This window comes from Neptunomonas japonica JAMM 1380 (assembly GCF_016592555.1).
GTDB lineage: Bacteria > Pseudomonadota > Gammaproteobacteria > Pseudomonadales > Balneatricaceae > Neptunomonas > Neptunomonas japonica_A.
In genome coordinates, this window is record NZ_AP014546.1 from 2002401 (window position 1) to 2017399 (window position 14999).

A 14999-nucleotide genomic window follows, 5' to 3' on the forward strand; every position below is an offset into this window, starting at 1 on the left:
GTCATGAGTAAAATTCAATGTATTTCGCCAATTGATGGCAGTATGTATGCAGAGCGTCCTGTAGCTGATGCAGAGCAAGTGGCTACACTATTTGCGCGCAGCAAAACAGCACAGCATAGTTGGGCGCAGTTAACGGTTGCACAGCGTTGTGAGTTTTGCAGTACAGCGGTAGATGCCATGGTGAGTATGAAAGAGCGCATAGCGCAAGAGTTAGCATGGCAAATGGGGCGGCCTATAAGTCAGGGCCCCGGTGAAGTAGGCGGCTTAGAAGAGCGGGCCCGTCATATGATATCTATTGCTGAAGCCTCGTTACAGCCACTGGATCCAGGCGAAAAACCTGGGTTTGTCCGCAAAATAAGCCACGAGCCATTAGGTGTGGTTATGACGATTGCACCGTGGAATTTTCCCTTTATGACAGCATTAAACTCTGTGATTCCTGCTTTATTAGCGGGTAACACTGTAGTGCTCAAACACGCAGCAAATACCTTGTTGGTTGCCGAACGCATACAAGATGCATTTGATAAGGCTTGCCTTCCCGAAGGCGTGTTCCAGCATATTGTGCTGGATCACTCCACTACCAGTGAGTTGATCGGTTCAGGCAATGTTGACATGGTGTGCTTCACAGGTTCAGTTGGTGGTGGTAAAGCAATGGAGGAGGCCGCCGCAGGGCAGTTTATTCCACTGGGTTTGGAGTTAGGGGGGAAAGATCCTGCTTATGTGCGCGCAGATTGTAACCTTTCTTACACTATTGAAAATTTGGCAGATGGTGCTTTCTTTAATAGCGGGCAGTCATGTTGCAGTATAGAGCGCATTTATGTTCACGAGAGTATTCATGATGAGCTTGTTGCTGGCTTAGCTACGGTAGGGCAAGCATATGTGTTGGGAAACCCTCTAGAGGCTACGACTAATCTTGGCCCTATGATCAGCCCCGCGGCTGCAGACTTTGTGCGAAAGCAAGTAGCTGATGCGGTAGCAGCCGGGGCTAAAACCCACGTAGATACCAGCCAATTTACGTTGGATCAACCGGGTTCGGCATATATGGCACCACAGGTGCTATCTGATGTAACACACGAGATGTCTATCATGATGGATGAGAGCTTTGGTCCCGTGGTTGGTGTTATTAAAGTATCCAGTGATGATGAAGCCATTGCGCTAATGAATGACTCTGATTTTGGTTTAACCGCTGGTATCTGGACAGAAGACCTTGATGCAGCAGAGCGCATCGCGCCTCAGCTAGAAACAGGCACAGTATTCATGAACCGTTGTGACTACTTAGACCCTGCACTCGCGTGGACAGGAGTGAAAGATACCGGGCGTGGTTGCTCGTTATCGGCTATGGGTTTTGATGCACTCACACGTCCTAAAAGTTTTCACTTTAAAACATCCACTGATTAATGATTGTGCTGAAGTGAGGAAGATAAGCAATGAAATCCTATGATTACATCATTGTTGGTGCAGGCTCATCCGGTTGCGTCGTAGCAAACCGACTCAGCGCTGATCCAAGCATTACTGTTTGCTTGATAGAGGCGGGCGGTAATGGCAAAAGCCCTTTGATATCGATCCCGGCCGGTATCTTTGGACTCTATGGGAATAAAACTTACGACTATACCTTTGAAGGGGTACCACAGCGCCATCTCAATAACCGTACCATGATGGTTAATCGAGGTAAGGCTCTCGGTGGCTCCAGTGCCATTAATAGTATGGTGTACATTCGTGGCAACCAGAATGATTACGATGGCTGGGCTAAGCTAGGCTGTGAAGGCTGGTCATACGCTGATGTTCTGCCACTCTTTAAGAAAATGGAAGCGAATCAAAATGCCCAAAAGAATGAATATCACGGTTATAACGGTGAGCTGAGTGTGACTAAACCACAGGATCCTAATCCTGTGTGTGAGGTGTTTATCAAAGCAGGCGTCACTGCAGGATTACCCGAAAATAATGACTTTAACAGCGAAACGCAGCTGGGTTTGGGTATATATGATGTGAAGCAAAACAGCGGTGAGCGTGTGAGTAGCTATAGTGCATTTGTTAAGCCCGTATTATCACGAGCAAACCTCACAGTAATGACGGACTCCGAAATTGTGGCATTACAAATTGGTGATGATACAGTCATAGGTTTAGAGGTAGAAGAAAACGGTGTCCCGCAACAACTACGCTGTAACAAAGAAGTTGTTCTTTGTGCAGGCACTATTCTTTCACCACGGATTTTATTGGCGTCTGGCATTGGTGATAAAGCGGCATTAAATGAGCTAGGCATAGAGTGCAAACTGCACCTGCCTGGGGTGGGTGAAAACCTGCAAGACCATGTTGATAGCATGGTGACGGTTCGTTCCTCAAAATCCCAAACGATTGGTATCTCCTTAGGGACATTGTTACCGCATATTATCCCTGCACCGTTTAAGTACTGGTTAGCGCGCAAAGGTTGGTGGACCACCAATTACGTAGAAGCAGGTGGTTTTGCGAAAACAAAATTAGCTGACGCTGCCGAACCAGGTTCTGCTGATGCAGACCCAGATGTGCAGTTTCACTTTACCCCTTTGTTTCGTAGCCATCGTGGTAAAAAGTTTGAGCTTGGCCATGGGTATTCAGTATTTACCTGTGTGCTGCGCCCACGAAGCGCTGGCAGCGTAAAATTAGCCAATGATGGAACCGCACGCAATGTGCTGATCGATCATAACTTCTTTGCTGATGAGCGCGACCAAAAGGTATTAATAGAAGGGGTAAAAAAAGCCCGCAAAATTCTAGCGTCACCAGAGTTTGATCATCTACGTGGTGAAGAGATGGCTCCCGGTAAAGATGTGCAAACAGACGAGCAAATACTCGAATACCTACGCAACACCACAACAACTGTGTATCACCCCGTAGGTACCTGCAAAATGGGTATTGATGAGATGGCAGTAGTTGACCCAACAACACTTAAAGTTAAAGGGATGCGTAACCTGCGAGTAATGGATGCATCCGTGATGCCAACGTTAATAAGCGGGAATACCTCCGCACCTTCAATGATGATCGCTGAGAAAGGCGCCCAGATGATTTTGGCAGAGCGAGATGGTTAATCACTAAGAGGGTGCGAGATGAGTCTTTTGGTTGAAAACGCGATGAATAGGCCAATGAATCGGTAATTGTTTCTACCATGGATGGATCTTGCACATGTTATAGCAGAAAAGTATTTTGCTGGGATCCACAACCAATACAGAAAAGGGAAGATTGCATCAGTGTGAGTTCGCTCTTATGAGTGAAGCGTGGGGAATACTTGGAACAAAAAAACACCAATTATTACAATTGGTGTTTTTTTAAGAGTAATGCTCTTTAAAAAGATTTAGATTTTTTCTTAGATCTACGTGATGCTAAACCTAGCACTCCAAGTGCAAAAAGAGCCATTGTAGATGGTTCAGATACATCTGTAGGAATATCTACAGTATCCAATCTGTCACCCATAATATAATGATAATCAAAACTGACTGCTTCAGAAGCGTTAAGAGAACCAATGTTAAATGCTAAGCCTATTGCATTGTCGCCATTCCCTGCATCATTAGCCGCTAAATAATTAGCAGGGTCAAAGCTCCAAGGTGATGTGATTCCCGTATTGTGAGTAACCGAAGAGTCACTATATAAACCAAGTGTTAATCCTGAAAGAGTGCCAACAGAGTGGACCCAGTCCTGTGGCAATAAACTGCCGAAACCACGTCCGTTATTTGTTCTTGCGCTCCCCCCAGGATAGTTATCTGGATCAGGATCTATTGCTCTTAAAAAGCTTAAACCGGTTAAATTAGTCAAAGCAGTAATGGTCGTAGTAAAACTTACTCGTTCGTCACCATTATTAAAATAAGTATCAGTTGAAATACTAAAGAGTGAACCGAATATACCTGACCAGTTAACTGCATTATTATAGGCACTTGTACCTGAAATATCGGAAAGAGTACCTGATATGTCAAACCCACTAGCATTGTTGTTAGTTAAAAGGCCGCTTTGATCACTATCAACACTGAATATTTCCCAAGGGCTACCAGGTGTAAGGTAATCAAGTCCAAATGTACCTGTCCCAGTGGCGTCATGTAAAAGACCTGGTGAGGTATTTCCACCAAACCCTAACGTACCATCGTCACTAATAGCGGTTTTTACAAAATCGCCTTGTAAAACTATCGGAGCAGCATTTGCAGTTGATATATATGGTGAAACAATTAACGCTGTAATTAATAGCTTAGATTTCATTTGAATTCCTTATCAATTTTTTTGCTTTTAAATTTAGTGATTAATAGTTAATAAAATACTTCTGCCGTTAAGGCAATATTCATACCAATTAAAAAATATTGAATGATTTCAATGTAATGATAATCCATGGAAAGTGTTAACTCAGCTATATTGTAAAATATCCTGACCTTACTCTGTTCATGGATTAATGGACTGCTCAAGTGTAGAAGAGCATCTTCTCAAGGTCTGCACTTATGACGTCCGGTTTCTCTCAGGTAAGTAATCATAATTAAGTCCTTGCCATTCGCTAAAAGTTAACATTTAAAACCGCTATGAACGGTAACCTTCTCATAAGGATCTTTACCTCATTTCTTGCGGACATACGCAAAGCGTTGCTACCGCACAATTTACTCGCAGACCTTGATATCATGTCTTCTCGCTTACAGTGCTTATAAGGTTCTTCAATCTGCTGTGCTTAAAATTATAGAATGTGCGGATGCTAATTCTGTGATGGCAATTGAAGGCGTACCAATTAAAAAAACGGCGTGATATGAAAGTATATTTTTCACATGGTAAAGAAAGCGGCCCTTGGGGCAGTAAAATCAAAAGGCTTGCTAGCTGTGCTGAAAAGCATGGCTGCGCTGTTGAGAGTGTCGACTACTCAGATATTGTAGACCCTGATCTTAGGGTTAATCGCCTATTAAACGTATTGAAAGATGAAAAAGATGATTTCTTGCTTGTAGGCTCAAGCATGGGAGGATACGTTTCTGTGGTCGCTGCAGAACAGGTTGATACAAAAGGGGTGTTTTTATTAGCGCCCGCTCTATTTGTGCCAGGTTATAAAAAGCAAAGCTATGAGAGTAAAGCTTACATAGAAATTGTTCATGGTTGGTCTGATGAAGTTATTGCTCCAGAAAATTCGATTAAATTTGCAAAAGATATTCACTGCTCATTACATTTGATTGCTGGAGATCACCGGCTTAATTCTTCTATTGAAGTTGTTGAAAAGTTTTTTGTGCAGTTTCTAGTTTCTCGTACATAACATATATAGCTTTCGTAAATAATCCAAGACACTCTTAATACGGCTTCGTCAGATTATCCATAGAGCAGCCATTAGGTTAACTACTTTTGTGATGGGTAAATAAATTTTTGACGCTTTCTGTTCCGCAGGCCTTTACCGGTTATGGTGATGTAGCACATGGAGTCAACTAGTTCTTTATTGCCATCAGGTCTCATACTTGCCTAATAAATTACTATTTATTGGTATGTTGTATACTGCCACAAGGAGGTGATTCAATTAGGTAAGATCAATAGGTGAATTAAAAACCATATAACGATGCGATAAGTATTATTAGATTATCTTTGGAGGTAATTATGAATACGAGATCAATAGGCGTTGCGTCATTCATAGCTGCGGCTATCTTCATTACGGGATGCCAACACAATCCTACTTCAACTGCTCCCACCAAGAGCTTTGTTATCATTGGTGAATCATCAGCTACCGGTGTTGATGCAGCCCAAGAACTCCAATTAGCAATCAATAGAACACAAACAGTTGGCTGTAAAGCTATCTCTGTAGGTGGCTATGGTGCAGGAGGTGAGGGGATGATACTTGGTATAGCCGCACTCATTAGTTGCCCAACAGGTGTGCATATTATCCCGACGGGTTTTCCTTATGATGCAAATACTGGTCGTAAAATCCCGGTTGATCCAGCGGCCGTGTTACCACCACCGTTGTCGCCTGTACCTTAATGGACAGGGTGAAAGTTATTGTTTGAGGTGTGTAAGCTGAGTTTGGCTGTTTTTTGTGGTTACTTTCACTGCCATAAAAAATAGCCTTTTATACTATCTATTAGTCTATTTACTAAGTACGAATAGCCAAGCTTTGTGAGTGCTGGCTAAACACTGAACAAAAATGTTACAACTTTGATCTGTTTTGTTATTGTGAGAGTGGCTGTAATACAACCAAAATAAGTGCATCTACTTATTCTTTGTTGAACGATGTGCTTAGTTACCGAAGCACGTCGTTTTTAGAAGGACACAATAAAAACAACAGGCCTAGACAATGAAAACTAAAATACTCGACCCCTCTCAGAATGCCCATCAATCTCCGTTACTGATTAAAAGCTTACTGCTCTCTGGTCAGCGATACGAACCAAATCACGAAATTGTCTATAGTGATGTTTTGCGTTATGACTATAAAACGCTTAACCAGCGTATCTGTAAGTTAGCTAATGTATTAACAGAAGCTGGAGTGCAGGCAGGCGATACGGTGGCAGTGATGGATTGGGATAGCCATCGTTATTTAGAGGCTTATTTTGCGGTGCCCATGATTGGTGCGGTATTACATCATGTGAATGTACGTTTGAGTCTTGATCAGATCATCTACACGATGGATCATGCCGAAGATAACTATGTGTTGGTACATGATGACTTTCTCATTTTAGCTGAGCAGTTTGGCGAGCAAATTCCAAGTGTGCGTGGTTACGTGCAGTTATCAGATAAGGCAAATGCTGCACAAACTAGTTTAAATACCTTGGGTGAGTATGAGGCATTGTTGGCTAGCGCATCTGCTCAGTATGATTTCCCAGATTTTGATGAGAACTCAATAGCGACTACTTTTTATACTACCGGTACTACGGGGAATCCAAAAGGCGTTTACTTTTCGCACCGCCAGCTCGTGTTACATACATTGAATATGGCTGCGACGTTAGGCTGTTACGAAGGTCAGCCTTTGTTGCGCTCAAACGATGTCTATATGCCGATGACACCGATGTTCCATGTGCATGCGTGGGGTGTTCCTTACACGGCAACCATGCTAGGTATTAAGCAAGTGTATCCGGGCCGCTATGAACCAAATAAGCTGGTTGAGCTGTTTGCCAAAGAGAAGGTGACTTTTTCGCATGGTGTCCCCACAGTCTTACAGATGATTCTTGATAGTGATGCCGCTAAAACGACCGACTTAACGGGTTGGAAAATGCTTACTGGCGGTAGTGCGCCAACCTTGGGTATGGCGAAGCATATGGCAGAACGGGGCATTGAGTTTTTCACCGCTTATGGTATGTCTGAAACCTGCCCACTATTAACGGCGACCTATTTACATCATGATGATCTTGCTCAACCCATGGAAGAGCAAATGTCTGAGAGGATTAAAACCGGTGTGCCAGTTGGCTTGGTTGATCTGCGCATTGTAGACCCGGCGGGTAACGAGGTTATCCATGATGGAGAAGCGATGGGTGAGGTTGTAGTACGTGCACCGTGGTTAACACAGGGCTATTACAAAGAACCCGAAAAAAGTGATGAGCTCTGGGAAAACGGCTGGTTACATACCGGAGATGTGGCTTCTATATCACCTGATGGTACGTTAGAGATTAAAGACCGTATTAAGGATGTGATTAAGACCGGTGGTGAGTGGATCTCTTCTCTAGAATTAGAAAATCTGATTAGCCAAAGTGAAGCGGTGAATCAGGTCGCTGTTGTAGGTGTACCCGATGTACGTTGGGGGGAGCGTCCGTTTGCGATGATTGTTCCTGCAGAAGGTCACTCAATTGATGCGGAGGATATTCATAAGCATCTTCAGCAATATGTGGCGAGTGGCCAAATTGCTAAGTGGGCTATTCCTGAGCGTGTCAGTATTGTTGACGAGATACCTAAAACCAGTGTTGGTAAGATCAATAAGAAATTGATTCGTGATCAAGTCGATAACTAATTAAATGCAAACTATTTAAGCGCTTCATAAAGCCAGTTAATTGTAATAGTTATTTTTTACTTCCTCTCAAGCGCGTTTTACGCGCTTGTTTTTTATCAGCCTTGATAAAAATCATAGATGAATAGAATGCGGTTTATCGTTAAATTTATTCATGACTTTTGATGTTGACCCCACAGGTTCATCTCCCTAGAATGCACACAGTTTTTGGTAATCCTGTTTTAAATCGGGATTTTAAACGGGAAGTTGGTGCGTTCAGCTTTAGCAAGCAAAGCCAACACTGCCCCCGCAACGGTAATCGAGTTAAGGCATTACAAAAGCCACTGTGTCATACATGGGAAGGCGTAATGTTGGGATAATTATCCTCTCGTAAGTCCGGAGACCGGCCACAAACATTACTCAGTCGGCATAGCGGAGGGCTAATGCAACGGTGCACATTCTTGTCGTTTCAGTTCTAGCTTGCTAGTGCCTGCTTTGCGGTTGTCGTGTTTCTGTTCATTCCTGCTCGTTAATGCCATTAATTTTATTGGCGTGCGGCGGGCACGTACAGGACACCATCTGAACCATGAAAAAACTTTCCAACACCGTTTTAGCAACGGCGTGCTGTTATTCCTCTTTGGTTGCAGCCCAAACAACCAATCTTAATGAAATATTAGTAACAGCTTCTCGTACTGCTCAGTCTGTTGATGAAACGCTGGCTTCAGTTACCTTAATAACACGTAAAGATATTGAGCGTTCACAAGCAATTACAGTGGCTGATATTTTACAAAAAACTCCCGGTGTAATGATTACCAACAGAGGTGGTATTGGTAAATCCAGTAGTATTTTCCTACGCGGCACATCGTCTAAAAATTCATTGATTGTGATTGATGGTATCCGTGTTGGTTCAGCTACGCTAGGGCAAGTAAGTGTTGAGGAACTTAATCTTAGTCAGATTGAACGTATTGAGATTGTTCGTGGACCACGTTCATCTTTGTATGGTTCGGATGCTGCCGGTGGCGTTATCCAAATTTTCACACGCCGTGGTGCGGGTAGGCTGACGCCTTCTTTTACCATTTCAGCAGGCTCAGATGGTACATCTTTAGCTGAAGTTGGTTTGCAGGGTGGTGATCAAAACCGTTGGTTTAATGTAACTGCATCAGGCATTACGACGGATGGGTTTGATGCAAAAACGACGGGAAATATCGACGATGATGGTTATCACAATCAAGGCTTACATTTACGACTGGGGCAGCGTTTTGATGGAGGCCATGAGCTTGAAGGCTTTTTTTCTATCACTGATTCTGAAAGTGAATATGATGACTTTAGTTCGGATCGAAGCGATACGCTAACTAAAGTCATGGGTGCAAGTGGCACTTTTGCTGTATCTGATATGTGGCTTGTTAATGTGTCTGCAGGTCGAAGCTGGAACAAGACAAAAGCATTTTCTGGTAGCGCATTTAAAAGCCGTCATGAGACAGTACGTGACTCTTTTACTATTCAAAACGATCTGTTAATAAGTGATGATAATCAGCTTATTTTTGGTTTGGACTACATAAACGATCAAATAGACACAAACAATGCTTATGTTGTGACTGATCGCAACAACTGGGCAGGTTTTGCTCAATACCAGCTAACATTAGGCAAATCTGATCTGCAGTTCAGTGCTCGTGTTGATGATAACGAGCAATTTGGTTCCTACACAACAGGCGGTATTGCTTGGGGAATTCCATTAAATAATAACCTCAAGCTGGTTACTTCTTATGGAACCGCTTTTAAAGCACCTTCGTTTAACGATTTGTACTATCCTTCAGATGCCTACGGGGGCGGTAATGCTGATCTTGTACCAGAAGAATCAGACACCTTTGAGTTGAGCTTGAGAGGGAAGTATCAGGACGTTAATTGGCAAGCCTCACTTTATCAAACAACCTTTAAAGACATGATTGCGTGGGCGCCTTCGCCAACGGTTCTATATCCCTACAGATGGTTACCTAGCAATATCAACTCAGCACGCATCCGTGGATTAGAGCTAAGTGCTGATTATCAATGGCAGCAATGGTTGCTGAGCGGTAATCTTTCATTTCTTGATCCTGAAGTCCGTTCAGGTGCTAATAAGGGTAACCGTTTAGCACGTCGAGCTGACAGAATTCTCAATCTTAATCTTGATCGTAATTTTGGTGCACTGACTTTAGGTGCAACATTACATGCTGAAGGTCGTCGTTATACCAGCGATAGTAATACAAGCTCTTTAGAAGGCTTTGGTACTGTCGATCTGCGTGCAACGTATCAGTTAGCACCGGCATGGCAAGTACGCGCCAAGCTAAGCAACTTACTAGATAAGCAGTATCAAACCATTAGTGGTTATAACCAGGCGGGTTCAACTGCCTTGTTTACACTGGCTTATCAACCTCAATAATTCGTGTTAATAAATGTATTTAATTACATTAACTTAACAGCATTAGTTCAACTTACTTAAGAGATATCTGTCATGATGAATATTCAACCACGATCACAATTGATGATCGGTGCATTTTTGATTTTGCTGATGGCAGTGACACGTGGCCATCATTTCGCATCCATCGATCATTTGCCGAGTGCCTCTTGGGCTGTTTTTTTTCTGGCAGGTATCTTCCTTAAGCCGTTATGGTCTTTTCCGTTGCTGATTTTGGAGGCTTTTCTTCTTGATTTTGCAGCAATCACTTTTGGTGGCGTTAGTTCATTTTGCGTAACACCCACTTATATCATGTTGGTTCCTGCTTATGCTTCTATGTGGTGGGCAGGGCGCTGGTATGCCAAACGCCACCAAGAAACATGGGGTAGTTTGTTAACGATGTTTAGTAGCTTAATACTCGGAACCGCTGTTTGTCAGATTATCTCCAGTGGCAGCTTCTATTTTTACTCTGGTCGCTATACAGACCCAACTATGGCTGAAATGCTAAATCGTTTGGTTAAGTACTCGCCTTCGCAGTTTGAAGCCGTATTTTTCTATGTCGGTTGTGCAATTGCTACTTACTTGTTTCTGGGTTGGTTTAACCGAACTCGTCACTCTGGAGCTGAAACTTTATGAGTGATAAACACTTGTCTGATTCATCTGAGTTAACGGAAGAACAGCAGCGAGAAGAACGTTACCTCGCTCGTATGAAACGTAAAAAAGAGATAATAGATCAGTCTATTGCGCGTGCTGATCAAGATCGCGGCGTATGCCTTGTTCATACCGGTAATGGTAAAGGCAAGAGCAGTTCGGCCTTTGGCATGGTTGCACGTGCGTTGGGCCACGATATGCAGGTTGGCGTTGTGCAATTTATTAAAGGTGCTTTCAGTACCGGCGAAGAAGCGTTTTTTAGGCGCTTCCCTGAAGTGCAGTATTACGTGATGGGTGAAGGATTCACGTGGGAAACACAAGATAAAGAGCGTGATATTGCAGCCGCAACTAAAGCATGGAAGCAATCTGAGAAACTTCTCAATGATGAAAATATTACCTTAGTTGTCTTGGATGAACTAAACATTGCGCTTAAATATAAATATGTTGATTTACAACAGGTCATTAAGGCAGTTGAGAGTCGCCCTGTGAATCAACATGTGGTTATTACTGGCCGTGGTGCGCCGCAAGCGTTAATAGATATTGCTGATACCGTAACTGAGATGCAGGTTGTAAAGCATGCTTATCAGGCGGGCATTAAGGCGCAAAAAGGGGTTGAGCTGTGAGCGATCAATTGCTTCAGTCGTCATCTTCTAACAATGCTATTTTATGTCCAGCGCTATTTATTTGTGCACCGGCATCTGGCCAAGGAAAAACCACAGTCACGGCGGCATTAGCGCGATTGCATCGTAACGCTGGGCGTAAAGTCGTGGTTTTTAAAACGGGGCCTGATTTTCTTGACCCTATGATTTTAGAAATTGCCTCAGGTGAACCCGTTAATGCACTCGATTTATGGATGGTAGGTGAGAACCGAAGCCGTGCTTTATTGCATGATGCAGCAAAGCGTGCCGATTTAATATTAATTGAAGGCGTCATGGGCTTGTTTGATGGTAAGCCTTCAGGAGCAGACTTAGCTCGCTTGTTTGGTGTGCCTGTATTGGCTGTTATCGATGGTTCGGCAATGGCGCAAACCTTTGCCGCTATTGCTCACGGCTTAGCGACATTTCAAGATGATATGCCGTTTTCCGGTGTGTTAGCGAACCGTCTTGGTAGCGATCGTCACGCAGAGATTCTGCGTGACAGCTTACCTGAGTCTATTCGCTGGTATGGTGGCATTAAGCGCTCGAAAGATGTTGAACTTCCGAGTAGACACTTAGGCTTACTGCAAAGTAATGAAATTAGTGATCTTGATAAGCGCCTAAATACAGCGGCACAAATGATCTCAACAACAGGGGCAAGTGAGTTGCCACCTGCGATATGCTTTGAAGCAAACCCACTGCCGACAGACACCACTAAAAATAGTGATGATTTGCCAAGGCAGTTAAGTCCTGCTTTGGCTGGTGTTCGTATTGGTATCGCAAAAGATGAAGCATTTTCGTTTATCTACCCAGCAAATATCACATTGTTAAGGCAGTTGGGTGCACAAGTGGTGTTCTTTTCACCATTGGAGGATCAGGCTTTACCCGATGTAGATAGTGTTTACCTACCCGGGGGCTACCCCGAGTTATTTACACAAAAACTTGCTGCTAATGATGCAATGAAACAAGCCATTAAAGCACATGTAGCTGCAAATAAACCTCTTATTGCTGAGTGTGGTGGCATGATCTATCTTGCACAGTCTCTCACTGACCTTAACGGCAATGTTGAACCCATGCTGGGTCTTCTTAAAGGAAAGGTAACAATGCAGCCACGCTTAACCGCTCTGGCTATGCAAAGCGTTGCACTGCCAGAAGGTACACTGCGCGGGCATACTTACCACCATTCATCTTTTGAAACAGACGAAATAGCAGATTACCAAGGCTTGTGTCCTAATTACGCTCGTACTTCTGAAGCCGTGTATAGAAAAGGAAATCTATACGCTAGTTACATTCATCACTATTTCCCGTCAGCAGTGGATGCTTGTATTGCTCTTTTTAAGCCTGAATGATCAGCACCTCCATCTTACTCAGTGTGTTAATCGATTGGTTGGTAGGGGAGCCTAAACGCTGGCATCTGCTCGTGGGTTTTGGTTGGGTCGCGCAAAAAGTGGAAAGCGTACTTAACTTACAAAAAGTTAACTCACAAAAGCTTCGCTCGTTTGCAGTAAACTCAAATGAGCTTTTAGAAGAGCCTTCAACTGAGCTGTTAGTAGATGCACCGGTAGCGAGATCATCTGCAATAAAGCTTAGATTATTAGGCGCGTTAGCTGTTGCTCTTGTGTGTTTGCCTCTTCCGCTTATTTTGTATTTTTGCTTATCTAGTGAGAGGGGGGCATTCGGCATATACACTCTGTTAAACGTGCTCCTTTTATATCTTTCAATAGGGCATCGTAGTTTATGGGATCACATTCAACCCATTGCAGACGCTCTATTTCGTCAAGACGATGCCAGTGCCCGCCACCACACAGCAATGATAGTGAGCCGTGACCCTGAAGCACTTAATATTGAAGTGTCTGCAATTGAATCAGTTCTGGAAAATGGCAGCGATGCAGTTTTTGGTGCCATTTTTTGGTTTGTAATTGCCGGTGGTTCAGGTGCTATATTTTATCGCTTAGTGAACACCTTGGATGCAATGTGGGGCTATCGTACGGAACAGTATTGCCATTTTGGCTATGCTGCTGCAAAGATAGATGATCTGCTTAATTATATACCTGCACGCTGTACGGCGTTGAGTTATGCGCTTTTATCTAACACTAAGAATGCGCTGATGTGCTGGAGTAACCAGGCCGCCGCGCATGCTAGTCCTAATGGCGGACCAGTCATTGCAGCTGGGGCCGGTGGCTTAGGAGTATTGCTGGGCGGTCCTACACGTTACCACGGTGTTTGGCATGATAAACCATTGCTGGGTACTGGGGCAGTTCCCAAAGCAATAGATATCCAACGTGCTATGCGATTAGTTTCACATAGCTTAATACTGTGGATTTGTTTGATTGGTAGTGCCGAGTTTTTATGGTTTGTCTTCATTAATATTGGGGGCAATTTATGAGTGCAATTACTAGTAAGCCATTTCATGGCGGACGTTTACACCATGCTGCCCAGCAGTTCGGTATTCCTATTGAGAGCTGGATTGATCTTTCTACTGGTATTAACCCACACAGCTATCCGCTACCAACAGTCCCTCAAGAGGTGTGGCAAAAATTGCCCGATGCAGATGATAATCTTTTGAGCATAGCAGCTACCTATTATAGATCAGCACACCTGCTTGCTGTCGCTGGCAGCCAGGTTGCGATTGAGGCTCTGCCAAAGTTGAGGTCTCACTCACGTGTGGGAATCTTGTCACCTGCGTATGCTGAATATGCTTACCAATGGAAACGCCAAGGGCATGATGTTCAAGAGCTTAGTATTGAAGAGCTGGATGCTCAGATTGCTAACTTGGATGTAGTGGTTGTCATTCGACCGAATAATCCAACTGCAGAGTTATTATCGCAAGCTCAGCTAAAACACTGGTTAGACATACTTCAGCAAATAAACGGTTGGTTGGTTATCGATGAAGCATTCATTGATGCGATGCCTAACAGTGATAAGTTATCAATGATTACTCAAGACCCCGCATCTGGGTTGGTTGTATTGCGCTCAGTTGGTAAATTTTTTGGCTTAGCCGGTATTCGATTGGGGTTTGTTTGGGCTGAGCCTGCTTTGTTATCTCGGTTAGCACAGCAGCTAACAACTTGGTCTGTATCTAGTGTGGCTCGTTGGGCGGGAGCCGTTTCGTTGCAAGATGATAATTGGCAGTTATTGATGCGACAGCGTTTAGTACAAGACAGCCAACAACTCTGTGCGATGTTAGCTAAGTATGACTTTGAATTTGTATCAACACCTCTCTTTTGTACAGTACAGCTGCCTATTGTTCACAGGAAAACTGGTTTTAGTGTTTATCAGTACTTCGCGGAGCGCGGCATTCTTATTCGTAATTTTGAACATTTACAGGCATTTCGTTTAGGTCTCCCTAAAGATGCTATGGCATGGCGACTGCTTGAAAAGGCGCTAAGTGAGTTAAAGACATGAA

Annotated in this window: 12 protein-coding genes and 1 riboswitch; of the genes, 11 read left to right on the forward strand and 1 reads right to left on the reverse strand. The window is 43.6% G+C overall.

Annotated features, from left to right (window positions below; all coding sequences use genetic code 11):
- The first annotated feature begins 3 nt into the window (after positions 1-3).
- Both NEJAP_RS09390 and NEJAP_RS09395 read left to right on the forward strand, forming a co-directional pair.
- On the forward strand, positions 4-1395 hold the full coding sequence (locus tag NEJAP_RS09390; protein WP_201350360.1) for an aldehyde dehydrogenase family protein: 1392 nt from the start codon (positions 4-6) through the stop codon (positions 1393-1395).
- A 29-nt stretch (positions 1396-1424) separates the two neighbouring features.
- Positions 1425-3056, forward strand: coding sequence for a GMC family oxidoreductase (locus NEJAP_RS09395; protein WP_201350361.1), 1632 nt, complete (start codon positions 1425-1427; stop codon positions 3054-3056).
- Between the two features lie 253 nt (positions 3057-3309).
- Here the strand turns inward: NEJAP_RS09395 and NEJAP_RS09400 are convergent, their stop codons facing one another.
- Complete coding sequence (locus NEJAP_RS09400; RefSeq protein ID WP_201350362.1) at positions 3310-4212, reverse strand: PEP-CTERM sorting domain-containing protein; 903 nt, start codon at positions 4210-4212, stop codon at positions 3310-3312.
- 529 nt (positions 4213-4741) lie between these two features.
- Between NEJAP_RS09400 and NEJAP_RS09405 the strand changes: the two genes are divergently transcribed.
- The 9 genes from NEJAP_RS09405 to cobD all read left to right on the forward strand — a co-directional run bounded on the left by NEJAP_RS09405 (position 4742) and on the right by cobD (position 14998).
- A complete protein-coding gene (locus NEJAP_RS09405) occupies positions 4742-5233 on the forward strand; it encodes an alpha/beta hydrolase (RefSeq protein WP_201350363.1) in 492 nt (163 codons plus the stop codon).
- Positions 5234-5565: 332 nt separating this feature from the next.
- On the forward strand, positions 5566-5943 hold the full coding sequence (locus tag NEJAP_RS09410) for a hypothetical protein (RefSeq protein ID WP_201350364.1): 378 nt from the start codon (positions 5566-5568) through the stop codon (positions 5941-5943).
- Between the two features lie 313 nt (positions 5944-6256).
- Entirely contained in the window at positions 6257-7900 is a 1644-nt protein-coding gene (locus tag NEJAP_RS09415) for a fatty acid--CoA ligase (RefSeq protein WP_201350365.1), read from the forward strand.
- A gap of 188 nt (positions 7901-8088) precedes the next feature.
- Positions 8089-8303, forward strand: a riboswitch (cobalamin riboswitch).
- A 159-nt stretch (positions 8304-8462) separates the two neighbouring features.
- A complete protein-coding gene (locus NEJAP_RS09420; protein ID WP_201350366.1) occupies positions 8463-10292 on the forward strand; it encodes a TonB-dependent receptor domain-containing protein in 1830 nt (609 codons plus the stop codon).
- Positions 10293-10364: 72 nt separating this feature from the next.
- Positions 10365-10943, forward strand: coding sequence for a hypothetical protein (locus NEJAP_RS09425; protein WP_201350367.1), 579 nt, complete (start codon positions 10365-10367; stop codon positions 10941-10943).
- Positions 10940-11581 (forward strand): cob(I)yrinic acid a,c-diamide adenosyltransferase, encoded by a 642-nt coding sequence (cobO, locus tag NEJAP_RS09430; protein WP_201350368.1) that lies wholly within the window; start codon positions 10940-10942, stop codon positions 11579-11581. Before NEJAP_RS09425 ends, cobO begins: the two co-directional genes overlap by 4 nt.
- Positions 11578-12942 carry a cobyrinate a,c-diamide synthase gene (locus NEJAP_RS09435; protein WP_236591125.1) on the forward strand — a complete coding sequence of 455 codons (1365 nt, stop codon included), beginning with the start codon at positions 11578-11580 and terminating at the stop codon, positions 12940-12942. The genes cobO and NEJAP_RS09435 overlap by 4 nt, the downstream gene beginning before the upstream one ends.
- Positions 12939-13979 (forward strand): CobD/CbiB family cobalamin biosynthesis protein, encoded by a 1041-nt coding sequence (locus NEJAP_RS09440; protein WP_201350369.1) that lies wholly within the window; start codon positions 12939-12941, stop codon positions 13977-13979. The genes NEJAP_RS09435 and NEJAP_RS09440 overlap by 4 nt, the downstream gene beginning before the upstream one ends.
- Complete coding sequence (cobD, locus tag NEJAP_RS09445) at positions 13976-14998, forward strand: threonine-phosphate decarboxylase CobD (protein WP_201350370.1); 1023 nt, start codon at positions 13976-13978, stop codon at positions 14996-14998. Before NEJAP_RS09440 ends, cobD begins: the two co-directional genes overlap by 4 nt.
- The last annotated feature ends 1 nt before the right edge of the window (position 14999 follow it).